22 protein-coding genes are annotated in these 25711 nt (G+C 72.0%); 10 read left to right on the forward strand and 12 right to left on the reverse strand.

Annotated features, from left to right (window positions below):
* Positions 1 to 117: 117 nt before the first annotated feature.
* Together A3IC_RS0133445 and A3IC_RS0133450 are read right to left on the reverse strand one after the other, a co-directional pair.
* Entirely contained in the window at positions 118 to 546 is a 429-nt protein-coding gene (locus A3IC_RS0133445) for an OsmC family peroxiredoxin (RefSeq protein WP_020554442.1), read from the reverse strand.
* A 211-nt stretch (positions 547 to 757) separates the two neighbouring features.
* The gene (locus tag A3IC_RS0133450; RefSeq protein WP_020554443.1) at positions 758 to 2329 is read right to left on the reverse strand and encodes an MFS transporter; all 1572 of its coding nucleotides are present in this window, start codon (positions 2327 to 2329) and stop codon (positions 758 to 760) included.
* 543 nt (positions 2330 to 2872) lie between these two features.
* On the opposite strand from A3IC_RS0133450, the gene A3IC_RS0133455 reads away from it, so the two are divergent.
* The 5 genes from A3IC_RS0133455 to A3IC_RS0133475 all read left to right on the forward strand — a co-directional run bounded on the left by A3IC_RS0133455 (position 2873) and on the right by A3IC_RS0133475 (position 8872).
* Positions 2873 to 3757: a sigma-70 family RNA polymerase sigma factor gene (locus A3IC_RS0133455; RefSeq protein ID WP_020554444.1), complete on the forward strand. Its 885-nt coding sequence runs from the start codon at positions 2873 to 2875 to the stop codon at positions 3755 to 3757.
* Between the two features lie 118 nt (positions 3758 to 3875).
* Positions 3876 to 5312 (forward strand): GuaB1 family IMP dehydrogenase-related protein, encoded by a 1437-nt coding sequence (locus A3IC_RS0133460; protein WP_020554445.1) that lies wholly within the window; start codon positions 3876 to 3878, stop codon positions 5310 to 5312.
* 117 nt (positions 5313 to 5429) lie between these two features.
* Positions 5430 to 5969: a GNAT family N-acetyltransferase gene (locus A3IC_RS0133465; RefSeq protein ID WP_020554446.1), complete on the forward strand. Its 540-nt coding sequence runs from the start codon at positions 5430 to 5432 to the stop codon at positions 5967 to 5969.
* A 74-nt stretch (positions 5970 to 6043) separates the two neighbouring features.
* Positions 6044 to 7366 carry a nucleotidyl transferase AbiEii/AbiGii toxin family protein gene (locus tag A3IC_RS0133470; RefSeq protein ID WP_026219047.1) on the forward strand — a complete coding sequence of 441 codons (1323 nt, stop codon included), beginning with the start codon at positions 6044 to 6046 and terminating at the stop codon, positions 7364 to 7366.
* 177 nt (positions 7367 to 7543) lie between these two features.
* Positions 7544 to 8872 carry a hypothetical protein gene (locus tag A3IC_RS0133475; RefSeq protein ID WP_020554448.1) on the forward strand — a complete coding sequence of 443 codons (1329 nt, stop codon included), beginning with the start codon at positions 7544 to 7546 and terminating at the stop codon, positions 8870 to 8872.
* Here A3IC_RS0133475 and A3IC_RS0133480 read toward each other — a convergent pair.
* The gene (locus A3IC_RS0133480; RefSeq protein WP_020554449.1) at positions 8858 to 9208 is read right to left on the reverse strand and encodes a hypothetical protein; all 351 of its coding nucleotides are present in this window, start codon (positions 9206 to 9208) and stop codon (positions 8858 to 8860) included. The two genes, A3IC_RS0133475 and A3IC_RS0133480, sit on opposite strands and share 15 nt — an antisense overlap.
* Positions 9209 to 9530: 322 nt before the next feature.
* Here A3IC_RS0133480 and A3IC_RS0133485 point away from each other — a divergent pair, with 322 nt between their 5' ends.
* The gene (locus A3IC_RS0133485; RefSeq protein WP_020554450.1) at positions 9531 to 10190 is read left to right on the forward strand and encodes a hemerythrin domain-containing protein; all 660 of its coding nucleotides are present in this window, start codon (positions 9531 to 9533) and stop codon (positions 10188 to 10190) included.
* Between the two features lie 110 nt (positions 10191 to 10300).
* Here the strand turns inward: A3IC_RS0133485 and A3IC_RS0133490 are convergent, their stop codons facing one another.
* The 6 genes from A3IC_RS0133490 to A3IC_RS58000 form a co-directional block, all read right to left on the reverse strand.
* The gene (locus A3IC_RS0133490; RefSeq protein ID WP_020554451.1) at positions 10301 to 10906 is read right to left on the reverse strand and encodes a short chain dehydrogenase; all 606 of its coding nucleotides are present in this window, start codon (positions 10904 to 10906) and stop codon (positions 10301 to 10303) included.
* Between the two features lie 129 nt (positions 10907 to 11035).
* Positions 11036 to 12022, reverse strand: a complete 987-nt coding sequence (locus A3IC_RS0133495) for a threonine ammonia-lyase (protein WP_020554452.1) — start codon at positions 12020 to 12022, stop codon at positions 11036 to 11038.
* Between the two features lie 157 nt (positions 12023 to 12179).
* Entirely contained in the window at positions 12180 to 13043 is an 864-nt protein-coding gene (locus tag A3IC_RS57995; RefSeq protein ID WP_020554453.1) for an SDR family NAD(P)-dependent oxidoreductase, read from the reverse strand.
* Entirely contained in the window at positions 13040 to 14200 is a 1161-nt protein-coding gene (locus tag A3IC_RS0133505; protein WP_211232323.1) for an LLM class flavin-dependent oxidoreductase, read from the reverse strand. The genes A3IC_RS57995 and A3IC_RS0133505 overlap by 4 nt, the downstream gene beginning before the upstream one ends.
* Before the next feature lie 206 nt (positions 14201 to 14406).
* Positions 14407 to 14889 carry a GNAT family N-acetyltransferase gene (locus A3IC_RS0133510; protein ID WP_020554455.1) on the reverse strand — a complete coding sequence of 161 codons (483 nt, stop codon included), beginning with the start codon at positions 14887 to 14889 and terminating at the stop codon, positions 14407 to 14409.
* A gap of 191 nt (positions 14890 to 15080) precedes the next feature.
* A complete protein-coding gene (locus A3IC_RS58000; protein WP_020554456.1) occupies positions 15081 to 16298 on the reverse strand; it encodes a porin PorA family protein in 1218 nt (405 codons plus the stop codon).
* Between the two features lie 679 nt (positions 16299 to 16977).
* Between A3IC_RS58000 and A3IC_RS0133520 the strand changes: the two genes are divergently transcribed.
* On the forward strand, positions 16978 to 18180 hold the full coding sequence (locus A3IC_RS0133520; protein WP_020554457.1) for a hypothetical protein: 1203 nt from the start codon (positions 16978 to 16980) through the stop codon (positions 18178 to 18180).
* 89 nt (positions 18181 to 18269) lie between these two features.
* On the opposite strand, the gene A3IC_RS0133525 is transcribed toward A3IC_RS0133520, so the two are convergent.
* Complete coding sequence (locus A3IC_RS0133525) at positions 18270 to 20255, reverse strand: ABC transporter ATP-binding protein (RefSeq protein WP_020554458.1); 1986 nt, start codon at positions 20253 to 20255, stop codon at positions 18270 to 18272.
* Between the two features lie 389 nt (positions 20256 to 20644).
* Between A3IC_RS0133525 and A3IC_RS69065 the strand changes: the two genes are divergently transcribed.
* Positions 20645 to 21013: a transposase gene (locus A3IC_RS69065; RefSeq protein WP_281174556.1), complete on the forward strand. Its 369-nt coding sequence runs from the start codon at positions 20645 to 20647 to the stop codon at positions 21011 to 21013.
* A 19-nt stretch (positions 21014 to 21032) separates the two neighbouring features.
* On the opposite strand, the gene A3IC_RS0133535 is transcribed toward A3IC_RS69065, so the two are convergent.
* On the reverse strand, positions 21033 to 21287 hold the full coding sequence (locus A3IC_RS0133535; protein ID WP_020554460.1) for an acyl carrier protein: 255 nt from the start codon (positions 21285 to 21287) through the stop codon (positions 21033 to 21035).
* A 250-nt stretch (positions 21288 to 21537) separates the two neighbouring features.
* A complete protein-coding gene (locus A3IC_RS0133540; protein ID WP_026219049.1) occupies positions 21538 to 22965 on the reverse strand; it encodes a pyridoxal phosphate-dependent decarboxylase family protein in 1428 nt (475 codons plus the stop codon).
* A 418-nt stretch (positions 22966 to 23383) separates the two neighbouring features.
* On the opposite strand from A3IC_RS0133540, the gene A3IC_RS0133545 reads away from it, so the two are divergent.
* Together A3IC_RS0133545 and lpdA are read left to right on the forward strand one after the other, a co-directional pair.
* The gene (locus A3IC_RS0133545; RefSeq protein ID WP_020554462.1) at positions 23384 to 24076 is read left to right on the forward strand and encodes a helix-turn-helix domain-containing protein; all 693 of its coding nucleotides are present in this window, start codon (positions 23384 to 23386) and stop codon (positions 24074 to 24076) included.
* 143 nt (positions 24077 to 24219) lie between these two features.
* Positions 24220 to 25626: a dihydrolipoyl dehydrogenase gene (lpdA, locus tag A3IC_RS0133550; RefSeq protein WP_026219051.1), complete on the forward strand. Its 1407-nt coding sequence runs from the start codon at positions 24220 to 24222 to the stop codon at positions 25624 to 25626.
* Positions 25627 to 25711: the final 85 nt, after the last annotated feature.

The following is a 25711-nucleotide window of genomic DNA, read 5'->3' on the forward strand; positions in this document are numbered from 1 at the left end:
GATCGCCGCTCGGACGGCGGCGTCGAGGGAGTCGGCGTGCACGCGTGCGGTCATGGTGTAGACCGCGCGATCGCCGATGCCCTCGACGCCGTCCGTACCGCGGCCGGGTCGGCCGGTTCAGGCCAGCGAAGCCGTCAGGGTGATCTCGGTACCCGGCGAAAGCAGCCTGGAGATCGGGCAGTTCTGCTTGGTGACATCTGCGATCTCGAGGAACTCCGACTTGTCGATCCCGGCGGCCACGACGGTGCTCTCCAGGTCGATTCGGGTCACCGTCGGGGCACCCTCGACCTGGACCAGGTGCACCTTGGCCGTGCTGTCCACCGAGGTCGCCGGGAAGCCCGCGTCGCCCAGGCCCTTGGCCAGGGCCATCGAGAAGCAGCCCGCGAGCGCCGCGCCGATCAGTTCCTCGGGGTTGGTGCCCTCGCCCTCCTCGAACCGGGACTTGAACGAATAGGCACCCTCCAGGCCGCCCTTGCCGGTGCGGATGGTGCCGGCGCCCTCGAGGATGGTGCCCTGCCACTGAGCCGTCGCGCTACGAATAGTCATGGGGCGATGCTAGTACCGTGACGCGCGCCGGCCGGTCAGGCACCCGTTCGCGAGCCCCGCGTCGGACGTCGGGCGCGACTCCGGGACGCGCGACGCCGCCCCGGAACGGATCCGGGGCGGCGCGGCGCCTGGCAGGATCGACCGCCGGCCCTACCTGCGGCGCCGACCTGCGACGTCCGCGAGATCTACGACGCCGGCAAGTCTGTGCCGCCTACAAGGTCTGCGACGCCTGCGCGTCGACCCCCGCCGGCGTCCCGAGGTCGGGCCGGGTCTCCGGCGTACCGACCCGCCCCGTACCGCCCTGCCCCGTCCCCGCGTTCGCCACCGCCTCGGCGGAGCTCATCGAGCCCTTGCCCTTCGGCATCAGCAGTATCGCGAACAGCAGCGCGACCGCGCCCAGGCACGCGGCGGACAGGAACGCGTCGTGATTGACCGCCAGTTGCGCCTCGCGGATGCGATGCCCGTTGTCTCCGGCCGCGGCCATGTCGTCGGCGAAGCCGCTGTACGCGATGGTCGCGACCACCGCCAGGCCCAGCGCGCCGCCCGCCTCCTGGCTGGTGTTGATCAGGCCCGCGCCCATGCCCGCCTCCTCCTCGCCGATCCCGACGAACGCGGCGATCTGCAGGGTCACGAAGCACATGCCGCAGCCGAGGCCGAGCGCGATGAACGCGGGCAGCACGTCCACCGGATAGCTGCCGTCGACCGGTGCACGCCACAGCAGCAACAGTCCCACCGTGGTGATCGCCAGGCCCGCGATGAGCACCGGCCGGGCGGCCACCTTGGTGATCAGCCCCGAGGCGACGCCCGCGCCGATGGCCACACACACCGCGAGCGGCACGTACGCGAAGCCCGCCCGCAGCGGCGTGTAGTCGTACACCTGCTGCATGAACAGGCTCGCGAAGAAGAACATGGCGCCGAACATGCCGAACACCAGGATCGCGGAGAGGTTCGCGGTACGCATCGTGGCCAACCGGAAGACCCGCAGCGGCAGGATCGGCGATGCCGCTCGCGCCTCGATCACCACGAACGTGGTGAGCAGCACGAACACACAGCTCAGGCTCACGATGGTGCGGGCGGTGGCCCAGCCGACCGTGGTGGCCTCGCCCAGGGTGAAGATCAGCAGCAGCAGGCCGCTGGTCAAGGTGATCGCGCCGGCCAGGTCGAACGGCCGACCGCGCTCCTCGGCCACGCTCTCCGGCAGCACGCGCGGCGCGAGTACGGCCACGCCCAGGCCGATCGGCACGTTGATCCAGAAGATCCACTCCCACCCGGGCCCGTCGGCCAGTACGCCGCCCAGGATCACGCCCAGGATCGACGCGATGCCGGCCAGTGAGCCCCAGATGCCCAGTGCCTTGTTGCGTTCGGCGCCCTCGGCGAAGGTGTTGGTGAGGATGGACAGCGCGGCGGGCGCGATCATCGAGGAGCCGAGGCCCTGGAAGCCGCGCGCGGTGATCAGCATGGTGCCGTTCTGGGCGAGACCGGAGGCCAGCGAGGCCAGCGCGAACACCACGAAGCCCGCTTGGAGCAGGCGGCGGCGGCCGAAGGTGTCGGCGAGGCGCCCGCCGAGCAGCAGGAAGCCGCCGAGCACGGTGCCGTACGCGGTGACGATGTAGTTCTGGCTGACCTCGGACATGTCCAGGCCGTCCTTGATCGACGGCAGTGCCAGGTTCACGATCGACACGTCGAGGAACACCATGAACTGGCCCAGGCACAGGAAGGCCAGAATCGCCCCGGTGCCGACGCCGGGTCCTGATCGGCTCGGGGCCGAGTCGGTGGCAGACATCACAAATCTCCTAAGCCATGCGGAATCGGGCGAGCGAGGGACCGGGCGCCCGGCCGATCACGCTGTCGGTGCCCCGAGTTCGTTCGTCTTCGGTCTTCGGTCTTCGGTGCTCGGTCTTCGGTGTCGGGTCTTCGGCGTTCGAGAGCGGCCCCGGCGTCGCCGGAACGGCCGCTGAACACCACCGGGCGCGGAGTCGTGCCGGGCGGCTGCGAAACCGGCGGGTCGTACCCTCCGCACCGGTTCCGCCCCCGGCCACAGCGGCCGGCGCTCGTTCGTCACCGCATTGACGGATCTCGCCGGCCGAATGTGACCACCCACCGGCACCGATTTCTTCGACGTGGTCCCCCACCCCCGACCTCGGCGCGGAAGCACCCCCGGCATGCCCGCCGTCCCGGCACTCGCGCCGCCGCCCCACCCCGTCCCGCCGGCCCACGCCCACCACCCCACGCCGCCCCGCGGTGTCACATCGATCGCGCCGCTTACGTCAGGGAACCGAGAGTCGCGCCAACGACCGAGACGCGACCGGACGACGGGATGAGGCCGATGAACGAGCACGACTTTCTGGCGGAACGCTTCGAGGCGCACCGCGGCCACCTGTCGGCCGTCGCCTATCGGATGCTCGGCTCGCTGACCGAGGCGGACGACGCCCTGCAGGAGACCTGGCTCAAACTCAGCCGCTCCGACCCGGACGAGGTGGACAATCTGGCCGGCTGGTTGACCACGGTGGTCGGTCGGGTCTGCCTGGACATGCTGCGCTCACGCCGCTCCCGCGGCGAGGAGCCGCTGGACGCGCAGGTGCACATCCCCGACCCGATCATCGCCGGCATGCCCGACGCCGACCCCGAGCACGCGGTACTCCTGGCCGACTCGGTCGGTCTGGCGCTCCTGGTGGTGCTGGAGACGCTCGCGCCCGCCGAGCGGCTGGCCTTCGTTCTGCACGACCTGTTCGCGGTGCCCTTCGACGAGATCGCGCCGATCGTGGACCGTACGCCCGCCGCGGCCCGGCAACTCGCCAGCCGCGCGCGCCGACGCGTCCAGGGAGCCGCGCCCTCGCCGGACGGCGACCTCGCCGTGCAGCGCGAGGTGGTCGACGCGTTCCTGACCGCCGCCCGCGGTGGCGACTTCGACGCGCTCGTCGCGGTGCTCGACCCGGACGTGGTGGCCCGTGCCGACGGCGGCGCGCTGCGCCCGAGCGGTGTGATCCGAGGCGCGGAGCAGGTGGCCGGACAGGCGCTCACCTTCGCGCGGTTCGCCGCGGTGGCCCGGCCCGCACTCGTCAACGGTACGGCCGGCATCGTGTCGGTGGCCGCCGGGCAGCCGATGTCGGTGCTGGCCTTCACGATCGTGCGGCGCCGGATCGTCACCATCGACATCCTGGCCGACCCGCAACGCCTGAACCGGCTCGACCTGACGGTGCTCGCGAGCTGACCGTCCGTGACCGTTCGTGCCCGGTCGGGTCCGCCGCCCCGGACCCGGCCGCGCCGGCCCAACTCGCCCCGCCGGTCGGGAAGATCGATTACCGGGCCGGCTGGGTACGTACCGCGACATGAGATTCCTCCACGATCAGGTACCGCCACACGACCTCACCTTCAGTGACGTCTTCCTCGTACCGTCGCGCTCCGGCGTGGGTTCGCGCCTCGACGTGGACCTGACCACCTCCGACGGCACCGGTACCACCATCCCGGTGGTGGTGGCCAACATGACCGCCGTGGCCGGGCGCCGGATGGCGGAGACCATCGCCCGCCGCGGCGGCCTCGCGGTGATCCCGCAGGACATCCCGGTCGACGTGGTCGCCGAGGTGACCTCGTGGGTCAAGGGCCGCCACCTCGTCTACGACACCCCGATCACGATGGCCCCCACGGACACCGTCGGCGAGGCGCTGAACCTGCTGCCCAAGCGGGCGCACGGCGCGGTGGTGGTGACCGAGGGCGGGTGCCCGGTCGGCATCGTGGCCGAGGCCGACTGCCTGGGCGTGGACCGCTTCGCCCAACTCGCGCGGGTGATGTCCACCGAACTGCTCACCCTGCCGGCCGGAGTCGACCCGCGCGAGGCGTTCGACCGGCTCTACGAGGGCCGGCACAAGCTCGCGCCGATCGTGGACTCCGACGGCCGCCTGGTCGCCGTGCTCACCCGCACCGGCGCGCTGCGTTCGACCCTGTACACGCCCGCCCTGGACGCGGCCGGGCGCCTGCGCGTGGCCGCCGCGATCGGCATCACCAACGACGTCGCGCACAAGGCGAAAAGCCTGATCGAGGCGGGCGTGGACACGTTGGTCCTGGACACCGCCCACGGTCACCAGGAGCAGATGGTCAAGGCGCTGCGCGCGGTCCGGGCGCTCGACCCGCCCGTACCGGTCGTGGCCGGCAACGTGGTCACCGTGCAGGGCGTGCGCGATCTGATCGAGGCGGGCGCGGACATCGTCAAGGTCGGCGTCGGCCCGGGCGCGATGTGCACCACCCGGATGATGACCGGCGTCGGGCGCCCGCAGTTCTCCGCGGTCGCCGAGTGCGCGGCGGAGGCGACCCGGCTGGGCCGGCACGTGTGGGCCGACGGCGGTGTCCGACACCCGCGCGACGTCGCGCTCGCCCTGGCGGCCGGCGCCTCGAACGTGATGGTCGGTTCGTGGTTCGCGGCCACCTACGAGTCGCCCGGCGACGCGTACCGCGACAGCGACGGCCGACTGTACAAGGAGAGCTTCGGGATGGCGTCGGCACGCGCGGTCCGGCTGCGCACCGCCACCGAATCCGCCTTCGACCGGGCCCGCAAATCGCTGTTCGAGGAGGGCATTTCGTCCTCGCGGATGTACCTGGACCCGAATCGGCCCGGCGTCGAGGACCTGCTCGACTCGATCGGCGCCGGCGTGCGCAGCGCCTGCACCTACACGGGCGCCCGCACGCTCGCCGAGTTCCACGAACGCGCGGTGTTGGGCATCCAGAGCCCGGCCGGCTACGCGGAGGGCAAACCGCTGCCCGAGAGCTGGTGACGGTGCGACGGCGCGACCTCGACGGGTCGCGCCGCCTCGTCCGGTCCGGCGCGCGCCCTCGTGACACCCGCCTCACCCGGCCGGCAAACGGTTTGACGAGTGCGGAACACTTTTGCCATGCCCACCGCCGCACGCAGCACGCAGACCTGGACGATCGCCCCGCGCGCGGTCGACTCGCCCGAGGCGCTCGCGCTGCTGCGCGCGTACTTCGTCGAGGTCAGCGACCGCTACTACCGGCTGCACGAGGGCCGGGACTCGACCCCGACCGAGATCGAGGAGGGCCTCGCCGACGCGCCGAGCGACCATCTCGCGCCGCCGCAAGGACTCTTCCTGATCGGCAGGTACGGCACCGAGCCGGCCGCGTGCGCGGGGCTGCTGCTGCGGGACGGGCACACGGCGGAACTGACCCGCGTGTTCGTGCGACCGGACCTGCGCGGCACCGGCGGCGGGCGACTCCTGATGGCCGCCGTCGACGACGCCGCCCGCGCCGTGGGTGTGACCCGGATCGTGCTGGACACCCGCCTCGACCTGATCGAGGCCCGCACCCTGTACACCAGGACGGGTTACGTCGAGGTGCCGGCGTACAACGACGGCAAGTACGCCGAGATCTGGTACGCCAAGGACCTGGCAGCAGCCGATCGGCCCGATGCGACCTGAGTCGGCGGGACGTGGCGACATCCGGCGGCGCGATGCCGCGACCCGAGGACGGCTACGACGAACGGAAGCGGCCGATGACCGACAGCGGCGAGCGCAAGACCTGGCGGACCATGGGATGGGGGCCGTGGGACGACGAGGGCCTGCCGTCCGAGCCGTTGGACGATCAGACCCGCGAGCAACGCGAGTTGCCTCGGACACTGGTGTCCGTGGGTGACCCCGGGGTGCGCCAACGGCCGGTCTTCGACCCCGCGTTGAAGCAGTACGGCAGCGCGATGCGGGCCGGTGAACCGCAGTTCGCCTCGCCCGGAGTCGCCGAGCGCTGGCACACCGCCCGCCGGCGCGCCGTCGACCACGTGTTGGCGACGGTGGCCGAGTCGCCCTGGGCCGCACACCTGGTGCTGCGCGGGAGCATGCTGCTCCGGGCCTGGTACGGGCCGGCCGCCCGCGAGCCCGGCGACCTCGACTTCGTCGTGGTGCCGGCCACCTGGGAACTGGTCGAACCGCGCACCGACCGGATGTTCGCCGACATCGCCCGCGACGCGGACGCCCGCTCGCGTGCGGCCGGAGGCGTGCGGATCGACGCGGCCGGCGCGGTCGACGACGAGATCTGGACCTATGACCGGGTGCCCGGGCGACGTCTGGTGCTGCCGTGGCGGGCGGACGGGTTGCCGTCGGGCATCGTGCAACTCGACTTCGTCTTCAACGAGTCGCTTCCCTCGGCGGCCGAGTACACGGACGTGCCGCGCGGGGACGGCTCCGGGGCGCACCGCATCCTGGCGGCGACCGCCGAGCAGTCGCTGGCCTGGAAACTGCTGTGGCTGCTCTCCGACTCCTACCCGCAGGGCAAGGACCTCTACGACGCGGTGTTGTTGGCCGAGTCGACGCCGCTGCGGGCCGAACTCCTGCACCGGACGCTGGTCGCCGGCGAGCCGCACTGGGCCGGGCGACGCATCTCGGCCGGCACGTTCGTCGACCAGGACGCCGACTGGGACGAGTTCGTCAAGGAATACCCGGACGTGCACGGCGCCGCAGAGGAGTTCATGGGTCGCCTGCTCTCCGCGCTGGAACCGGTCTTCGCCGAGGAGAGCGCCGGACCCGCCGTCGACGGCTACGCGTGGCGCCTGCGCTGGTTGGCGCAACTGCTCCCCGAGGCACGCCGAGAGGCGGCCCGCGCGGGCATGCCCGCACTGGTGGCGTGGCTCAAGGGCCGCGCACTGGGCCTGGCCGAGAGCATCGTGATCATCCGCGAGGTGGTCGGCCCGGAGCAGTGCACACCCGAACAGGCGGCCGACGCGTACGTCGCCCAACTCCCGTACACATCCGGCGAACTCGGCTACTACACGCGCAACCCCGGCGTGATCGGGGACGCACTCGCGGCGCTGCGGGACCAGGTCTGACCGCACCGGTCGTGCACCCGCGCCCGAGGGATGCCCGTGTGGGCTCGGCGGATGCCCGCGTGGGTGGGCGGATGCCCGCGCGAGCCCGACGGACGCTCGCGCGAGTCGGTACGTCGGCGTCGGCCACCCGCGTGCCGGTCGACGCGCGCCCGTCCACCCACCGCACCGGAGGATCCCGTGAACAGCATCGACCCGTCCGTGGTCCGGGCCGTCTTCACCCTGGCCGACCCCGCCCTGGCGCCGGCCCTGGTACAGCGGCTCGGCACCGAACTCGTCCCGGCGCTGCGGGTGATGGCCATCGTGCCGACGGCTCTGACCGACGCGGTGCGCGCCTCGGGCCAGGCCGAACTGATCGCCGCGATCGAGGGGTGCGAGGCGCGCGACGCGCGCGGAACACGCGTCGGCCGGCCGATGCCGACCGCCGCGCCACCACTCTCGCTGCCGGCCTTCGCCGGAGCGCGACCCGATCGGGCCGCCGCCGAGGACCCGGTCGAACGGGCCGCCCGCGGCGACCTGACCGCCGCCGAGGTGGACGCCCTCCTCGACCTGGACGATCCGCATGTGGACGCCCGGCTGTTCGCCGGCTCGCTGCTGTCCGACGCGGAACGTGCCCGGCTGCTGGCGGGCGTTCGCCGCGACGGCACGCGAGGTCCGGTACCCGGCCCGCTCACGACCCTGTTGTGGGAAGCCGAACTGGGCCGCTGCGCCGCGTGGCTGGTGGTCGGGATGACCTCGGGCGATCCCGAGGTGGCCCGGGTCGTGGTCAACCGGCTGCCGTTGCGCACCGAGGCCGGTCGGTTGCGGGTGGTGGTCGGGGTGTGGACACGATACGGCCGTACCCCGGCCCGGCGGTTGCCGGCCGAGGCCGACTTTCCCGCCGACTCGCGCGAACGGATCGAGGACGCCTTCGCCCGGCGTGACGGCCTGGCCGTGCTCGGCGCGCGGCTGAGCGCCGAGGAGGACCCCGAACGGGTCGTGGCGTACCTGCGCGACGGCGAGGACCAGGAACAGCGCGAGCGGGTCGATGCCATCCTGGCCGATGGCGGCGACATCCCGTGGGCGGAACTGCTGCGCTCGCACCGGGCCGCCGCGCTACCCGACCCGCTGCACACCCGTCTCGCCGAACTCCCGGACTGTCCACACGAGTTGTCGGTCGCGCTGCTGGCCCGGGGATTGCCCGAGCAGGCCCGAAACGAGCGGCCGTGGCTGCACGAGGCGCTGGCCCACGGCCGACTGTCCGGCGCCGACCTGCTGCGGTACGCCCGCCCCGCCCCGGTGGTGCTGTCGATACTCGCCGGCACCGACGACCGGACCTCACCCGAGTGGTGGGCCTCGGGCGCACCCCGTGCCGAGGCGGACGCGCTGGTCGACGAGTACCTGGGCGGCAACGCCGAGGCGTGGATCGTGGCGCTGCGCCTGTTCCCGGAGTTCGCCGGCACGATCGTGGAACTGCTGGCCACCGCCCGCGCGGTGGCCGCCGGCCGGAGCGGGTCAGCGACCGAGTGAGCCACCCGCCGGCGCCGGCGCCGGGGCCGAACCGGCGAACAGCGAGTCGGCCGCGCCGGTGGACGCCTCGTCCGGGTCGTCGTCCGGCTCCTCGTGCTCGACCGCGTCGCGATCCTCGCCCGGCATGGCGTCGAAGCCGAGCAGGTCCAGTTGGGTGGGGCCGGTGGCACGGCCGGTCGCCTCCGCTGCCGGTGTCCACGACCCCCGGCAGGAGATCGGTGCGTCGTCGGCGCGAGCGTGGCCGGGATCGTCGTGGCGCCAGACCGCGTGCGTCTCGGTCACCGCGACGCGGCGACCGCACACGCCGCAGGTGCCTCGTGGCCGATGCGTGTTCATGTCCCCATGATGTCCGATCGGGCGGACAACGGCCGGTTCGCGCCGCCCGGGGCAGCCGGCGCCTGTGTGCGGTGGACAACGGCGGTTCCACGGCGGGTCGGCGCCCGAGGGCGGGCGGCGCGGGAAGAGTCGTGGGCGCGGATCGGTCACATTCGTGGGTTGTGATCCGTCATGAGTGTGTCGGGCGGCAGCGAGCCGCCGAGGACGAGCCGACGAACAACGAGCCGAACGGACCGGCAGCGGCACTGCGGTGGCAGTGCCGCCGTGCCCGGGGGCACCCCGCCGCGGCCGAGGTCGGCAGAACGCGAAATCGGAGCACACCATGACCGGCAAGACCTTCAAGAACGACATGTCGATGATGTACGCGTTCCATGACGCGCTTCGTCGGGAGCTGGGGCAGATCGCCAGGGTCACCGCCGAGGCGACCGACGACCCGCGTCAGGTCCTCCAGGCGGCGCTGGGCTGGGAACTGTTCAAGCGCTACCTGCACGTCCACCACGGCGCCGAGGACGACGTGCTGTGGCCCGCGATCCGGTCGGCCGTCCAGGACCTGCCGGACGAACTGGCCGTGATCGAGGCGATGGAGGCCGAGCACGCCATCGTCGACCCGGGCCTGAACGCCGTCGACGCCGCACTGGCCGACCGCGAATCCGGTCCGGAACGACTGGCGATGATCGTCGAGCGCCTGGTCGCCGGCCTGGGCGGACACCTCAAGCACGAGGAGGACGAGGCACTCGCGATCGTCGACCGGCACGCCACGCCGGAACTGCTCCAGCGCTTCGGCGCCGAACACGGGATCCGGGTCGGCAACGACAGTCCCCTGTACGTGCCGTGGTACCTGGACGGCGCCGGCGAGGACGTCGTCGCGACCGTACTCGGCCGCCTGCCCGAACCGCTGCGCCAGGCATACCGGGACGAGTGGCAGCCGGCCTACGCCGCGCTGGACCTGTGGGGCCCCAAGCAGGGCTCCACCCGGGCCTGAACGGCCCCGCCACGAACCCGCGCCCGCCGCCCGGACGCGGACCGGATCGCGGCGGCGATCCGGTCCGCGTCCCGGGTGCCCCGGGGGTTGTCGGCTACCAGGGTTGTCGGCTACCAGCCCACGCGGAAGTTCTGTCCGGTCTGGCCACCCTCTACCGAGCGGCGGTACGCCATCGCGGCCGCTGCGGCGTCCACCGGTGGGAAGCCCGGGAAGAACGTGTCGTACGCCTCCAACGACTCGGTGAACATCGTCGGGCTGACCGAGTTGATCCGCAACCCGCGCGGCAGCTCGATCGCGACGCCGCGCACGAACGCGTCGATGCCGCCGTTGGCCATCGAGGCCATCGACCCGGTCGGGATGGCCTCGCCCGACAGGATGCCGGTGATCAGCGTGAACGAGCCGTTGTCCGCGACGAAGTCGAGCCCACCCCGGACGAGTTCGACCTGACCGAGCAGCTTGTCCAGCGCCGCGCGCTTGACCTCGGCGTGCGTCAGCTCACCGATCGCCTTGAACGGCACACCGCCCGCCGCGCACGCGACCGCGTCCACCCGGCCGACCTGCGCGTACATCGCCGCCACCGACTCGGGGTCGGTGATGTCCACCGCGACATCCGTCTTCCCGCTCCGGGAGGCGGTGACCACGTCGTGCCGTGCGGACAACAGCGTGGTGACCGCCGTACCCAAAGTGCCGGTGGCACCGACCACGAGGACCTTCACAACAACCTCCAGAGTCGACCGATATCGCTCCTGATCCTTGCCTGGCCGATCGGGATGGGCAAACAACGTGTCCCGACGAGGGCTCGCACCGTTCGGGACATCGGCCTGCCGCCCGCACACCGGACCGGGTCAGCCGCCGTCCCGGCCCAGCGCCGCGATCTCGGCCGAGGAGGCGTTGCCCCCCGAGCACACGACGGCGATCCGCCGGCCCGCGAACTCGGTCGGGTGGGCCAGTACGGCCGCCAACGCGGCGGCACCCGCGCCCTCGGCGAGCGTGTGCGCGTGCGTCGCGAGCAGTCGTTGCGCGTGCGCGATGTCGGCGTCCGAGACCAGGAGGAAGTCGGCGAGCCCGGATCGCAGCACCCGCTGCGGCAGTTCGAATCCCCGGCCGGTGGCCAGGCCGTCCACGACGGTGGTGTTGGCGCGGGTGACGCAGGTCCCGGCCCGCCACGAGTCGTGCGCGGCCGGCGCGGCGGCCGACTGCACGGCGATCACCCGGCAGGCCGGGGCGAGTTCGGCGGCCACCAGCACCGCGCCGGCGGCTCCGGTGCCACTGCCCACCGGGACCACCACGGCGTCCAGATCGGGTTCGGCGCTGAGCGTCTCCAGGTACACCGTACCGACCCCGGCCACCAGCGCGGCGGTGTCGCCGGGGCTGACCAGGAGCCTGCCCTCGGCAGCCGCGTACGCCTCGGCCCGCGCCTGTGCGTCGGCCATGTTCGCGCCGTGCAGCAGGACCTCGGCGCCGAGCGCGCGCACCGCCCGCACCTTCGCCGGGTTCGCCTCGGCGGGCATCACCACCGTGCACGCCGCGTCGAAGGCGGCACACGCGTACGCGATCGACTGCGCGTGGTTGCCCGTCGAGTAGGTGACCAGACCCCGGGCACGCTCCGCCGAGCTCAGTCCGGCCAGCAGGTTCAGCCCGCCTCGGACCTTGAAGGCGCCGACCGGCTGCACGTTCTCGTGCTTGACGAACACGTGCGCGCCGGTGGCCGCGTCGAGCGCGGGATACGACCACATCGGGGTCGGCGGAAGGTGCTCGGCGAGGAAGTCGCGGGCGGCCACGACGTCGGCGAAGGTGGGATCGGCTGCGTTGAGGGTGTGGTCGGCTTGCATGTCGCCATCGTGGGGCGCGGGCACCCCATCGGTCCAATGCCGGCCCCGCGGGACGTCCGTATGCTCCGGGACGGCCATGGGCTCCGCGATGCCCGCGGACACCGTCCGGATGTCGCCCGGCGATCCCCGACGAGCGGGAGGGCGAGAGCGAGAGGGCTCAATCCCCATGGATCCGGGCCAGGATCTGCGGATTGCTCACGTGCACCGGGACGTGGTCCTCGTCGAACAGGCCGAGTCGGTGCAGCGCGCCGCCTTCGACCGGGATCACCGCGCCGGTCGTGTACGCGGACAGGTCGCAGATCAGGAACAGTACGGCCGCCGCCACGTCGGCCGGCGTCCCCCGCCGGCGCAGCGGCACCCCGCGGCCCGCGAGCGCCGGATCCTGGGCGGTGGCGGTCGCGCGGGGCGTGGTGATCGAGCCGGCCGCGACGCCGTTGACCCGGATCCCGTATCGGCCCCACTCCAGGGCCAGCGTCCGGGTCAGCCCGAGCACCGCGGCCTTGGCCGTCCCGTAGCCCACGTGGTAGGGCGCCGCGACCACGCCGCCGGTGGAGTTGATGGTCACGATCGAACCGGGCGATTCGTGGGCGACCAGATGCCGGGCCACGGCCTGGGACAGCCACATCACATGATGCAGGTTCAGGTCCAGCGCCTGGTCCCACTGTTCGCGATCGAAGTCGAGCGCGGGTGCCCAATGCGGCAACAGGCTGCCGCCGACGACGTTGACCAGCCCGTACAACTCGCCCGGCGCGGCGGCGGCCCGCTCCACCACGGTCGCGACGCCGTCGGCGGTCGACACGTCCGCACACACCGTCAGCAGCGTGCCGGGCGGCCCGCCCAGGCCCGTCGGGTCGGCCAACTCCGCCTCGATCGCGGCCAATCGCTCGGCGTCGCGATCCACGCCCAGCACGGTGGCCCCGGCTTCGAGCAGCGCGCGTGCGCAGGTCGTACCGATCCCACCGCCGCCCGCGCCGGAGACGATCACCGTCCGGCCGGCCAACCTGATGCGTTCGGCTATCACTGTTGTGCTCCCTGTGTGGTCGATTCGTTGCCGGGCGCCACCTCGCGCATCGGAGGTGCGTCGGCGGCGCCTGCCGGATCGACTCCGGCGCCGCGTGCCGCTCCCGCGTCCGCGTCGGTTTCGGTATCACGTGTCGGATCGGTGGCGGTGGCGGTGGCGGTGGTGTCGGTGTCGGTGGTGGTGGCCCGCAACCGCGGCAGCACCTCGTGGCCCAGCGCGGCGATCTGCTCGCGGGCCGCCTCGGCGGACACACCGGGTACGTGGATCCGCAGGTTGAGGCACGTGGCGCCGACCTTCGCGCGCAGCGAGGCGAGTTCGTCGGCCAACGCCGCGGCGTCGGTGTGGCAGACGAATCCGGTGCCGCGCCAATGGCGCAGGGCCGTCGCCGGGGAGTAGCCGCGATATACCTTCGACTGCCGCTCGAACGCCTCGCGCGGAGGGTCGCCGAGCCACACCCGACGGATCAGCACACGTGGCCCGGCACCTCCGGCGTCGAGATATCGATCCGTCAGTTCGCGGAGCCGAGCGGCCTCGGAGCCGCCGTCGAAGAGGATCCCGACACCGGCGTGCGCCGCCCGACGCACCGCGCCCGGACTCATCGCCGCGCTCACCACCGGTACCGGCCGCGCGGCGCACCCGAACAGCGCCCGATCACCGCTCAGTTCGCCCAGCTCCGCGCCACGCAACAGTGCCGCCAACCGGGGCAGCGCCGGCGCGAACGCGGCGGCGCGAGCCGCGAAGTCGAGCCCCATGACTCGGAAATCGAGCTCCAGCCCGCCGACCGCGACTCCGATGCCCACTCGTCCGGGATGCAGGGCGGCCAGCCAGGCCACCTCCTCGGCGAGCAGCGCGACCGGCCGCAACGGCAACAGCACGGGTGCCGCGGCGGCCCAGCCGGCCGGCATGCGGTCGAGCATCCAGCCGGCCATCTGGAGCGGATTGGGCAGGTAACCGGCGAAGCCGCCGTGGTGCTCACTGGTCATCACGCCGTCGAAACCGTGCCCCGCGGCGAGCACGGCCTGCCCGGTCGCCTCCGCGACCACGCCCGCGGCGTCGAGCCGGTCGTGCGGATAGATCCGCAGTGAGATCGAACCGGTCCCGAACGGCGCCGCCGCCGAGACCGGTTCGCCTCGTCCGGCCGGATTTCCCCATTCCACATGTTCTGCCGGTTTCGTGTGCTCCGCCGACACGCCACCACATCCCCTCGATCGGGTGCCGGCGATCATGGCAGAGCGTTCGCGCCGATGAAACCACCACGAGGTGTGCTACCGGGGCCGCCCCGAGTCGACGCCGGCGGGACCGGGCCCGCGCGCGGCGATGTCGGCGGCAGCCGGGACAGCCCGCGCCGCGCCGCCGCTCGATTTCACGGAAGGAGCCGCAGCGTCACCGTCTGGCGTGCGAAACCGTTGCGTTCGTAGAAGCGGATCGCATCGGCGTTGGAGCAATACGCGGTCACCTCGGCCAGTTCGGCCCCCACTTCCTTCGCCCAGGCCGAGAACTCGTTGACCAGGCGGACTCCGAGCCCACCATGGCGGTGGGCCGGGTCCACATACAGACTCACGAGCGTCGCGGTCCGCGCCGGTCTCTTCGCGGATCCCTCGGCCACGGACCCGGCAAGGAACGCGACGACCCGTCCCGCGTAGTCCGCGACGAGAAGAAGCATGCTCGGGTCGTCCATCCCGGCCGCGAAGTGTGCGGGTCCGTACTCGCGAGGCCAACTCACGTCGACGCTCGGGTCCCTCGTACCGGCATCCTCCGCGAACAGCGCGGAGCTACAGGCGATTAGTCCGTCCAGGTCGGCGGGCCGGGCACGGCGGACGACGACCTCAAGCTGTTGATCACTCATGGACGCAAGGGTAGATGCCGACCGGCGCGCCGAGCGGTGCGTGATCGGGGCACGATACCTCGACGGTTGGCGGCAATCGCGGTGGCCCGCGGCCGAAAGGGATCGCGCTCCGGTCCTGCCCGGGCGGACGGACGACCCGCCGCGGCCCACCCTCGCGGGAGTGGGATTCGGTTGCCGCGGCGGGCCGGCGCCTAGTTGGTGGTCGGGGCGTTGCTCTCCGTGTCGGAAACGGCGGCGGAGCCGGCATGGGATGTGGAGCCGGATTTCGAGCCCGATCCGGAGTCGGATCCCGAGCCCGATCCGGAGGCGGGGCCCGCGCCTGGTTCGGGGTTCGATGCGGCGGTGGACGCCGGGGGCGGACCTGCGTCGGGGGTCGGGCCGGGGGCGGTTTCGGTCCGCGGGCCGGGCAGCGTCGTGTCGGATCGGCCTCGACGGGAGCGGCGTTCGAGGTAGGCGGCCAGGCCGAGCAGGGCAAGACCGAGCAGGAGCGCGGCCAACGGCGCCACGACGCCGAGCAGCCACAGCGCCTGGGCGCCGTCGGCGGCGGTGTCGGCCAACTCCGCGCGGGAGGCCGGTGTCGTGGTCATCTTCAGCGACAACACCGGGAAGACCTCGGCCTGCGCGCCGGAGGCCGACGCGGCGGTCGCGGTGACGGCCTGGGTGGACTCCAGGTCCACGGTGACCCCGGTCTCGGTGTCGACCCAGCCGGTGAGGTCGGTGGTCGCGGTGTAGGCCAGTGGGACCGGGTCGGCCTGCCCGGCCGGTTCCACGGGCCGATCCGGGAACGCGACGGCGGCCAGGCCCTGAACCGCCGCCCTCGGCATGGCCGGCGGCAGCGTGCGCAGCGACTCCGGGTCGGCGAGCGGGCCGCTGGTACGGATCGTGAAGACGTACGTCTCCCGGCCCGCACGTCGCTCGGTCCGCACGTATGTGGCCGGGATGGTGGTTTGGGTCGGTGAATCCCAGTAGGGATAGTTCTTCTTCTTGGGCTCCAACGGGAAACCCGCAGTCAGGCCCCGATGCGGTTCGGCCGCGACGCCTTTGGGGATCGGCCGGTCGAGCAGGGACTTGCGGTCCACCGACCACCGCTTCTCGATCGTGGTGAGCGCCTGCTTCTGCGGGCCGGACACCACCGTGCGGTCGCTCAGGACGACGGTCGACCCGGACGTGTGCACCGCGTGCACGTGCCGGTCCACGGTGACCGGCAGGTCGCGCACGATGGCCCCGGACAGATTGCCCGCCTGCAACGCCTGTGGGTCCAACAGGGTCATGCCGCCGGCGAAGTGCATCGTGAAGTCGGCGTCGTCGGGCACCTGGTGCACGGCGGGCAGCACGACGAACCGGGTCACCGCACTCGTCGCGACGAGCAACGTGGCGGCGGCGCCGAGACACCAGGAAGTCTTGCTCATCAAACCAGCCTCCGCAGGTCGCCGGATGGCCCGGGAGGGCCGGATGTCCTCCCGTCGCGTCGGCGCACGCGACCTGATGGCCCGTACCCCACCAGGATTGGAAACGGATCACGCCGGATACCACGATTCCCGTCCCGGTCCGACCTGTTGGTGGTATATCGGGCACCCGCCCGGACCCGCGGCGCCGGAACCACGGGCCGTCGCACGCCTGTTCGCGAGCGCACATCGCCCGGGGCCGCACTGCCTGCGACCCGGCCCATCGGCGGAATCCCGCGCGCCACAGGGCGCGTTGCGACTCCCGCTTCACATCGCCGTACATCTCGCCATGCATCTCGCCATGCAAGTACCAGGTCACAGGCGCGTTCGAGGTCGCCAGGGGAAACGATGGGCCGACCTCGCCGGCGCGTCCTGCCGAGGCTGTCCCACCTGCCTGGCCGGAGGTCAATACGCGTTCACCCTATGGCAATTCGCGCACACCCTGAAGGCGCATCGTGCGCTGTACGGTTCCGCGACAACGAGCCGCCGGGACGGAATGCGGCGTCGGATGTCGTCCATGCCATGCCGATTCGAGCCGCCGGGGGAGTCCGGTGGTTCCGAGCATGCGTGCGCCCGATTCCGGGGCTCGTGGTGGCGTCGCGCAGTTCGGCGCGGCGGGGTGGAATCAAAGACGGGAGTACATGTGGCGAACGCCGATGTGGTGGCTCGCGCGCGAGTCGTGCTGTTCGACGTCGACCGGGTGTCGGCGGAACGACTGGTCGGGATCTATCGCGTCCTGGGGGAGGTCGACGGACCCGCGCACTACGCTCGACGGTTGGCCGTGGCGCTGCACACGACCGGGCATATCTTCGGGCACAACGGGGCCGACATGGGCCTCACGCTCGGCAGGCTGACCGAGGCGATCCACCTGTGCCGAAGCCTGGACCCGGCCGAACACCGGGACCGGGACGCCGTGTTGCGAGGCATGCTGAGCACTTACCAGTGGGCGCTGTACCGCTACGACCGACGAGCCGAGGCGCTCGCCGTACGGCGCGAGATCCTCACCCTGGCCCGCGCCGGTGCCCGCACGGGTGACCGGTGGTTCCTGGCCGAGGCGCTCCTGGAAGTCGCCGTCGCACTGGTCGAGGACGGCCGCGACGACGAGGCCGAACCGCTGTTCGCCGAGGCGGTGACGGTGACCGCCGGCCTCACCCGAGGCCATGTCCCGACCGCCGACCGCCACTGGTACATCACCGCACACGCGGGCAGGCTCGCCACCCGCGGCCGGTTCGTCGACGCGGCCGACGCGTACCGACCGCTCCTGGAGACGACCCACGAGGACCGCCAAGTTCCGATCCTGCTGTACGGCGCGCAATTGCTCGCCGCCGCGAACCGACCCGCCGAAAGTCGGACGGTGCTGACGCGTGCCGTCGAGGCGTATCGCACGCGCGCCGCGCACAGCCCCGGCCGAGGTCTGCGTCACGACCTGCTCGCCCACCACCTCGCGGTGCTCGGCGCCGCGGACGAACCGGCCGACATCGCCCACGCCACCACCTTCGACCACTGGTCGCCCACCCGCCTGATCCGGCACATCGAGGCCGAACCCGCGCTCCGCGCCGCGCTCGACGCACCGACCACCACACCCGCACAACGCGTCGTGCTCGAACGCCGAGTCAACGTCCGCGCGACCTTCGCGCCGATGTCCCGTACGGCCGCGACCCGCCTACTCGTGCCCGCCTACGCCAAGGCCCTCGAACACGCCCGCTCGCTCGCGATCGCCGACCCCACCGTGGCAACCCCCCTGCTGGCCCGCGCCCTCACCGACTACGCCCTCGTCCTGGCCGGCGTGGGCCGCGCCCGCGACGGCATCCCCGCCCTGGAAGAGGCAACCACCCTGCACGGCTGAGGGCCGACGGCCGACGGTCCGGTCTCGGCGCGAGTGCTCGCGCCGAGGCTGGCCGGCGCGGGCGCCGAGCGAAGCCGAGTCGGCCGGAGTCAACTCTCCGCCTTTGCCGTGCGCGCGTGCGGAATGGGCGGTGCGGCCGGTTCCGACCGGATGCCGTACTGCGCCGCCTGGGCCGTGTACATGGCCCGATACCGACCCGCGTCGAGCGCCATCAGGCGGTCGTGGTCGCCCTGTTCGATCAGCCGCCCGTCCTCCAGCACGTAGATGAGGTCGGCGGTGGCGGTCGCGGCCAGCCGGTGGGTGATCAGCAGTACCGTCGTCCCGTCCTCGGTCATCGACCGCAGCGCGGCGAACGCGGCGATCTCCGCCTCCGGATCCAGCGCGGAGGTCGGCTCGTCGACGATCACGAACGGCGCGCCGCGGTAACGGGTCCGGGCATTGCCGATCTTCTGCCACTGCCCGCCGGAGATCTGCGAACCGCGTTGGTAGCCCTTGACGATCAGGGTGTCCCAGCCGTGTGGCAACCCGCCGACCAGGTCGCTCGCATCGGCTCGGGCGACCGACCCCTCCACCCGGGCCTGGTCGAGCGGCCGATCGGGGCGGCCGATGAAGACGTTCGCCCGCGCGGTCATCGCCCAGCGCGGAAAGTCCTGGCCGAGCACCGCCACCCGGTCGAAGATCCGGTCCCGATCGGCCTCGCGGACGTCCACGCCGCCCCAGCTCAGGGTGCCCTCGCTGGGCAGCAGCAGACCGGCGACCAGCTTGGACAGTGTGGTCTTGCCCGAGCCGTTCTCACCGACCAACGCGACCACCTTGCCCGCCGGGATACGCAGGCTTACCCGGTCCAGCGCCGGCGCGTCGTTGCCGGGATAACGGTACGAGACGCGGTCCAGTCGCACCTCGTCCACGACATGCGGCAGCGGCAGACCGCCGGTCGGGATGGCACGCCGCTGCGACTCGGCGCAGGCATCCTCCAGATCGCGCAGATACAGGGATTCCTCGTACAGCCGGTTGACCTGCATGACCAGTGCGGTGAGGCCGCTGGTACAGGTACGGATCGCGATCACCGCGGTACCGCCCGCGGCCAGCGGCATGCCGCCCTCGGTGAGCAGTAGCCACAACGCCGCGTACACCAGCAGCGCACCGACCCCGGACATCGCGGACGCGGTCGCCTGGGTCACGCCCTTGGCATGCGCGAGTCGGCGGTGCTCGGTCTCCATCGTCGAGGACATGTCCTCGAACGCGTCCAGCACCAGCCGGCCGGCACGGTGTGCCCGCACCTCGGCCGCGGGCGCCGGCTCGATCAGGCTGCGCCCGAGGATCTCGATCGCACGTCGGTGTTCGAGCCAGGCGTGCGCCGATTCGTGTTGGCGACGCGCGGACCGTACCGCGCCCCAGCCCTTGGGCGCCGCGACCAGGAACAACAAAGGCAACAGGATCGGATTCAACAGGGTCAACACGCTGCCGGTGGCGACCAGTCCGACCAAGGCGTTGATCACCGCGACCGAGGCGCCGATCATCCGCCGCACCGAGTCGGTGCCGAACCGGCCCGCGTCCAGCTTGCGATGGAAGGGTGCCTCCTCGAACGCCTGGAGTTCCACCCGGGCGGCGAGCCGGTAGTAGCGCGCCGTACAGACCCGTTCGACCTGCGGTTCCAGCCGGCTGGTCGCACCCACCGAGACCGCCGCGAGCAGTGCCGACACGGCGGTGACGAGCATGATGAACAGCAGGGCGGGCGCGGCGTCGCGCAGCCGGTCGGTGGTCGGCACGTCGGCGAACAGCGCCACCAGCGCGCGATTGGTGGCAAGCAGCCCCAACCCGGCCGCGAGCCCCTGGCCGATCTCGGCCACGAGCAGCGCGAGCACCGCGGTCCGATCCACCGTCCAGGCGGCGCGTGTGACCACCGCGACCATGCTCGGTAGTTGCCGGGCCATCGCCCAAAACGACACGCGCAGCAGCGGCTGTTCATGCTCGGTGAAGGACATGTCGTAGCGCAACGCGCCACCGAACAACAACTGTTCGGACCCGGACACCGGGATCGTCCGACGGGCGGCCGCCCGGCGACGGAACTTCATCGGAGCTCCCGGGGAGGATTGCGCGGAGGCCGATGGGCCGATCCGGGCGGGTGCGACGGGGTGCGGAAGATCGTGACCCGCGATGGTGTCGGTTCCAATGTGACCACGTTCCCTTTCGGTCCCGGGTTGTTGCCTGACGACCGCACATGCTGCCCTTCGGCCCGGCGGATCGGACAGGGCGTACGGGTGTACGAGCCGGGCGCATCCGTCCCATGCCAAGCTCGAACACGCACCCGACCGACGGGGCGAACCAGCCACGTTCGAGGCGGAGTTCGGGTGGGCATCGGATGACGACGGCCGGGGCGCGCGCTGCGCGCCGCGCTCCGGCGGATCCGGGTGGGCGACGCGCGCCGTGCGGTCGAGTGCCGGGAGCCGTGTCGGATCGGACGATGCGTCGTTTGAGGTGTGTGGGCCGTTGGGGTGGGTTGACGAACAGTCAGTGGATGATGGTGGAATCGCTGTTGCCGGATCGCACGCCGCAGCGGGGCGGCCGGTGGATCGACCACCGCGCGATGATCGACGCGGTCGCCTGGAAACACGAGAACGGCTGCTCGTGGCGGGAGTTGCCGGACTGGTTCGGGCCCTGGCAAACCGTCTACCACCGGTACACGGTGTGGGGGAAGGACGGCACCTGGCACCGCATCCTGACCCGCCTCCAGGTCTGCCCCGACCCGGACGGCAACCTGGATTGGCTGATCGAGGTCGACGGCGCACTGAGCCGAGCGAGCCGAGCGGCAGGTGGAAGGATCGACCGCTGACCCGTCCTCGCCGAGCCGCTCACCCGCTGCGGCCCGCGCGGACCTGGGCGACGAACTCGGCCAGGCCGCCGGGGGTGGCGCGTTCCAGGATCACCGTCGGTTCGACGGCGATGCCGTACCTCTCGCACAGGACGTCCGCGAACTCGGCCGCGAGGGTCGCGTCCACTCCGAGTTCCGTGAACGTGTCGTCGGGGTCGACCCGGGAGATGTCGAGCGAGACGAGTCGGGCGGTCTGATCGACGATCTCGTCGAGTAGGGCGGCGTTCACGGGCATGGCGAGGCTCCTTGACGAGTCGTGGATGCGCGTCCCGGGCGCGGGATGTCCGAGGTGATCGGGACGTCGACACGAGCCGTCCGGAGGAGTGTGTGGGGAGTTCGCCCGAACCGGTTCGCCGGCCTGCGCCGAGGTCGCTCACCGACCCGACGCCGGCTCCTGTCGTGTCACGGGAACGCTAGTAGGAGCCGAGGTCGCGGCGGTAGAACGTGCCCGAGTCGTCGCGGGTGGCGAAGCGTGGCGAATCGAATCACAGCGGTGGGTTGAGGCCCTCGAAGAAGGCGAGGAGCGCCGCCTCCCGCAGGTGCGACGGGAGGTGGTCCAGGAGCGCGTGCACCGGCGCCAGCCGGCCGTCGGTCAACAGACCCGCGTCGAGCATGAGTTCGGTCAGCGCATCGGCGGTCACGCCCGCCTCGGAGTCGGCGAGGGCGGTGAGCTCGTCGACCGCGAGCAGTTGCTCGGGAGTGGGCAGCGGATCGCGCGCGCCGGCCGCCCGTACCGCCGACCGCAGCGCGGTGAGCAGTTCGGGTACGTGCGGGCCGTGCGTCGCGGTCATCGTGAGGTGGATCGTCGGCGGAATGCCGGGCTGGGACAGCTGGGGTTGAACGGCCCATCCCAGGCGCTCCAACTCGTCCAGGAACGCGAAGAAGTGCACGCCGTCCGTGGTCACCGCGACCAGACTCGCCGCCGGTGCGCCGAGCACGCGCAGACCCTCGATCTTCGCGATGCCGTCGACCAGATCGGCGGTGGCGGCCAGCGTACGAGTGACCAGGTCGCGGTAGCCGTCGGCGCCGAGATGACGAAGCACCGCCCACGCGGCGGCGATCAGACCGCCGGACTTCGAGCTCTGCATCGTCGAATTGACGACCGGATACCCGGTCCAGTCGGACGCGACGAAGTACTGCGTCCGGCGCAGCGCCGCGGTGCGGTACAGCACGATCGAGCATCCCTTGGGGGCGTATCCGTACTTGTGCAAATCCACCGAGATCGAGTCCACTCCCGGCACCCGGAAGTCCCAGGACGGCACGGGGTGTCCGAGCTGTTCGGCGAACGGCAGTACCCAGCCGCCGATGCACGCGTCCACGTGGCAGCGCACGCCGCGCCGCGCGCAGATCGCGGCGATCTCGGGGATCGCGTCCACGACACCGTGTCCGTAGGAGGGCGCCGAGGCGACCACCAGGACGGTGTCGTCGGTGATCGCGCGCTCGATCGCGGCGACATCGACGGTCATGTGGACCGGGTCGATGTCCACGATCACCGGATCGAGGCCGAAGTACTTCGCCGCCTTGGCCCACGCCGCGTGCGCCGAACGGGCGAACACGATTCGCGGGCGGGCCACTTCGGGCCGCGCGTCCCGGGCCGCCTTGGCCGCCAGCAGGCAGCTCTCGGTACCGCCGCTGGTCCAGCTGCCCGCCGCGCCCGCGGGTGCGTGCAGCATCTCGCCGACGGCCGAGACCACTTGGTGCTCCAGCGTCGCGACGCTCGGGAAGGACGTCGGGTACAGGCCGTTCACGTGCAGGTACATCTCGAACGCTCGGACGGCGACCGCTTCGACGGAGGCTGCGCCGGAGTCGAACGTATTGGCTACTCCGGGCCGCCCCCGACCGGGTTCGTCGCCGGCGTGCATGGCCGTCAACTCCGCCAGCACCTCGACCACCGGCCGGCCGTCCGCGAACATGCCCACGCGTGCCTCCCCGACTGCGATTTCGACTGCGACTGCGGTTTCGAGCTCCCGAGCTCCCGAGCCACGAGCTCCCGAGCCACGAGCTCCTCCGGGTCCCGGCCCGACCCCCGGCCCCGACCGGGCCTCGGGCCGCCCGGTCACGGGTTCGGGCACCGTAGCGCGGCGGGACGGGTGATGTCTGTAGTCGGCGCGTCGGGGACGAGACGGCGTTTGGTGGGTGTGTAGCGGCCGGGAACCGACCGGCCCGGGCGTCGCGAGGCGAGCGAAGTGGCGTTGTGGGGGCGCGGCCGTGGTGCGGCTGTGGTGCGGCCGGCGCGCGGTCGAGGCGCCGTCCGATGCCGTCGGCGGTGGGGCGCGCCGCCGATCGGCGCAATGCCCGCCGAAACCGGCTCGCGGAGAGTGGGCTGGTGGGATGACCGAGGAGACTGCGGGTACCGTCCATCCATCCATCGATGCGTTGCCCGGCCGCGTGACCAGCCGGCGCCACGAACTCGGGCTCTCCGTGGAGGACATGGCCCGTCGTACCGGATTGCCCCGAGCATGGGTCGACTCCGTCGAGAGCGGATCCACCCCACCGTCGGCGCCCGCGCTGTCCAGGCTCGCCGACGCGCTCGAAACCACCGTCGACGACCTGCTCTCCGCTTCGCCGGCCGGCTTCACGCACCGGGTCCCGCCTCGACCCCCGGGCCAGGGTCCGGGCCCGGGACGGGAGTTGGTCGAGATGAACGACGAGGAGTGTCAGGCCCACCTGCTCTTGCAACTGGTCGGCCGGGTCGCCGTGCCGAACGGACCCGACCCGTTCGTGTTGCCGGTCAACTACGTGATGCTCGGCCGCGACGTGATGTTCTGTACGGCCGCCGACTCGGTCCTGGCCGGGGTCGAGGGCCCGGTCCTGTTCGAGGTGGACGAGATCCTCGACGCGGCCCGGATCGGCTGGAGCGTACTGATCCGCGGCACGGCGGAGCGGGATCGGGACCCGACGGACGCTCCGTCCGCGGCCGAGGGCCCGTGGCCGGCCGACCACCGGGACGTCTGCATCCGGATCCGGGCGGAGCGGGTGACGGGCCGGCGGCTGCGGCCGACGGTGGGGGAGGGAGTGCGCTAGCGAGACGAGCCGCGGGCGCGTGGTCGCCTGCGGACGGGGTCGGTGCCCACCCCGCCACCGACCCCGTCGCACACCCGTCGGATGCCCGTTCCATGTACCGACCGCCGCGCCGGCATCGGCGCCGGCCGCATATCGTGTGGATCATGAGTACACACTTTGACGTCGTTGTCCTGGGCGCCGGTCCGGGCGGATACACCGCAGCGGTTCGCAGCGCACAGCTCGGGCTGCGGGTCGCAGTCGTCGAGCAGAAGTACTGGGGCGGCGTCTGCCTGAACGTCGGCTGCATCCCGTCGAAGGCACTGCTGCGCAACGCGGAACTCGCGCACATCTTCACGCAGGAGGCCAGGACCTTCGGGATCCGCGTCGAGGGTTCGGTGACGTTCGACTACGACGCCGCGTTCAAGCGCAGCCGCAAGGTCGCCGACGGCCGGGTCAACGGCGTGCACTACCTGATGAAGAAGAACAACATCACCGAGTACGACGGCCACGGCTCGTTCGCCGACGCGCACACGCTGGACGTCTCGCTCACGGCCGGCGGCGTCGAGACCGTCACGTTCGACCACTGCGTCATCGCGGCAGGGGCGACCACGCGCCTGCTGCCGGGCACCTCGCTGAGCGAGCGTGTGGTCACCTACGAGGAGCAGATCCTCACCGACCGGCTGCCGGAAAGCATCATCATCGCGGGCGCCGGCGCGATCGGTGTCGAGTTCGCCTACGTGCTGCACAACTACGGCGTGAAGGTGACCATCGTCGAGTTCCTCGACCGGGTCGTCCCGCTGGAGGACGTCGATGTCTCCACCGAGCTCGCCAAGCGCTACCGCCGGTTGGGCATCGAAATCCTGACCGGCACCCGGGTCGAGTCGATCGACGACAGCGACCCGAACGCCAAGGTGCGGGTCACCGTCACCCGCGACGGACAGCAGCAGGTCCTGGAGGCCGACAAGGTCCTCCAGGCGATCGGCTTCGCCCCGCGCGTGACCGGCTACGGCCTGGAGACCATCGGCGTGCGACTCACCGAGCGCGGCGCAATCGACGTGGACGGCCGGGGTCGTACCAACATCCCGCACATCTACGCGATCGGCGACGTCACCGCGAAGCTGATGCTCGCACACGCGGCCGAGTCGATGGCGATGATCGCCGCCGAGACGATCGCGGGCGCCGAGACGATGGAACTCGACTTCGTGATGATCCCGCGCGCCACCTACTGCCAGCCGCAGATCGCCAGCTTCGGCTGGACCGAGGCCCAGGCCCGCGAGCAGGGCTTCGACGTCCAGGTCGCCAAGTTCCCCTTCACCGCCAACGGCAAGGCACACGGCCTCGGCGACCCGGTCGGCTTCGTCAAGGTGATCAGCGACCGCACCCACGGCGAACTCCTCGGCGCGCACCTGATCGGCCCCGAGGTCACCGAACTCCTGCCCGAACTCACGCTGGCCCAACAGTGGGACCTCACCGTCCACGAGGTGGGCCGCAACATCCACGCCCACCCCACCCTCGGCGAAGCCGTCAAGGAAGCCATCCACGGCCTCGCGGGCCACATGATCAACATGTGACGCGGCGGCCCTCGGCCCTGCATCCCGCATCGCGGCGCTCCGAGGCCACCCAGAGGGCACTCCCGGAGCGCTCCGGGATGCACCT

The sequence above is a fragment of the Embleya scabrispora DSM 41855 genome, from assembly GCF_000372745.1.
Classification (GTDB): Bacteria; Actinomycetota; Actinomycetes; order Streptomycetales; family Streptomycetaceae; genus Embleya; species Embleya scabrispora.

Excerpts from the sequence above, each read along its gene's own strand:
- A3IC_RS58000 (WP_020554456.1), bottom strand. The coding sequence starts at position 16,298 with ATGAGCAAGACTTCCTGGTGTCTCGGCGCCGCCGCCACGTTGCTCGTC.
- A3IC_RS0133485 (WP_020554450.1), top strand. The coding sequence starts at position 9,531 with ATGACCGGCAAGACCTTCAAGAACGACATGTCGATGATGTACGCGTTC.
- A3IC_RS0133455 (WP_020554444.1), top strand. The coding sequence starts at position 2,873 with ATGAACGAGCACGACTTTCTGGCGGAACGCTTCGAGGCGCACCGCGGC.
- A3IC_RS0133525 (WP_020554458.1), bottom strand. The coding sequence starts at position 20,255 with ATGAAGTTCCGTCGCCGGGCGGCCGCCCGTCGGACGATCCCGGTGTCC.
- lpdA (WP_026219051.1), top strand. The coding sequence starts at position 24,220 with ATGAGTACACACTTTGACGTCGTTGTCCTGGGCGCCGGTCCGGGCGGA.
- A3IC_RS0133495 (WP_020554452.1), bottom strand. The coding sequence starts at position 12,022 with ATGCAAGCCGACCACACCCTCAACGCAGCCGATCCCACCTTCGCCGAC.
- A3IC_RS0133460 (WP_020554445.1), top strand. The coding sequence starts at position 3,876 with ATGAGATTCCTCCACGATCAGGTACCGCCACACGACCTCACCTTCAGT.
- A3IC_RS0133480 (WP_020554449.1), bottom strand. The coding sequence starts at position 9,208 with ATGAACACGCATCGGCCACGAGGCACCTGCGGCGTGTGCGGTCGCCGC.
- A3IC_RS0133445 (WP_020554442.1), bottom strand. The coding sequence starts at position 546 with ATGACTATTCGTAGCGCGACGGCTCAGTGGCAGGGCACCATCCTCGAG.
- A3IC_RS0133465 (WP_020554446.1), top strand. The coding sequence starts at position 5,430 with ATGCCCACCGCCGCACGCAGCACGCAGACCTGGACGATCGCCCCGCGC.
- A3IC_RS0133510 (WP_020554455.1), bottom strand. The coding sequence starts at position 14,889 with ATGAGTGATCAACAGCTTGAGGTCGTCGTCCGCCGTGCCCGGCCCGCC.
- A3IC_RS0133450 (WP_020554443.1), bottom strand. The coding sequence starts at position 2,329 with ATGTCTGCCACCGACTCGGCCCCGAGCCGATCAGGACCCGGCGTCGGC.
- A3IC_RS0133545 (WP_020554462.1), top strand. The coding sequence starts at position 23,384 with ATGACCGAGGAGACTGCGGGTACCGTCCATCCATCCATCGATGCGTTG.
- A3IC_RS0133540 (WP_026219049.1), bottom strand. The coding sequence starts at position 22,965 with ATGTTCGCGGACGGCCGGCCGGTGGTCGAGGTGCTGGCGGAGTTGACG.
- A3IC_RS69065 (WP_281174556.1), top strand. The coding sequence starts at position 20,645 with ATGCGTCGTTTGAGGTGTGTGGGCCGTTGGGGTGGGTTGACGAACAGT.
- A3IC_RS0133470 (WP_026219047.1), top strand. The coding sequence starts at position 6,044 with ATGACCGACAGCGGCGAGCGCAAGACCTGGCGGACCATGGGATGGGGG.
- A3IC_RS0133535 (WP_020554460.1), bottom strand. The coding sequence starts at position 21,287 with ATGCCCGTGAACGCCGCCCTACTCGACGAGATCGTCGATCAGACCGCC.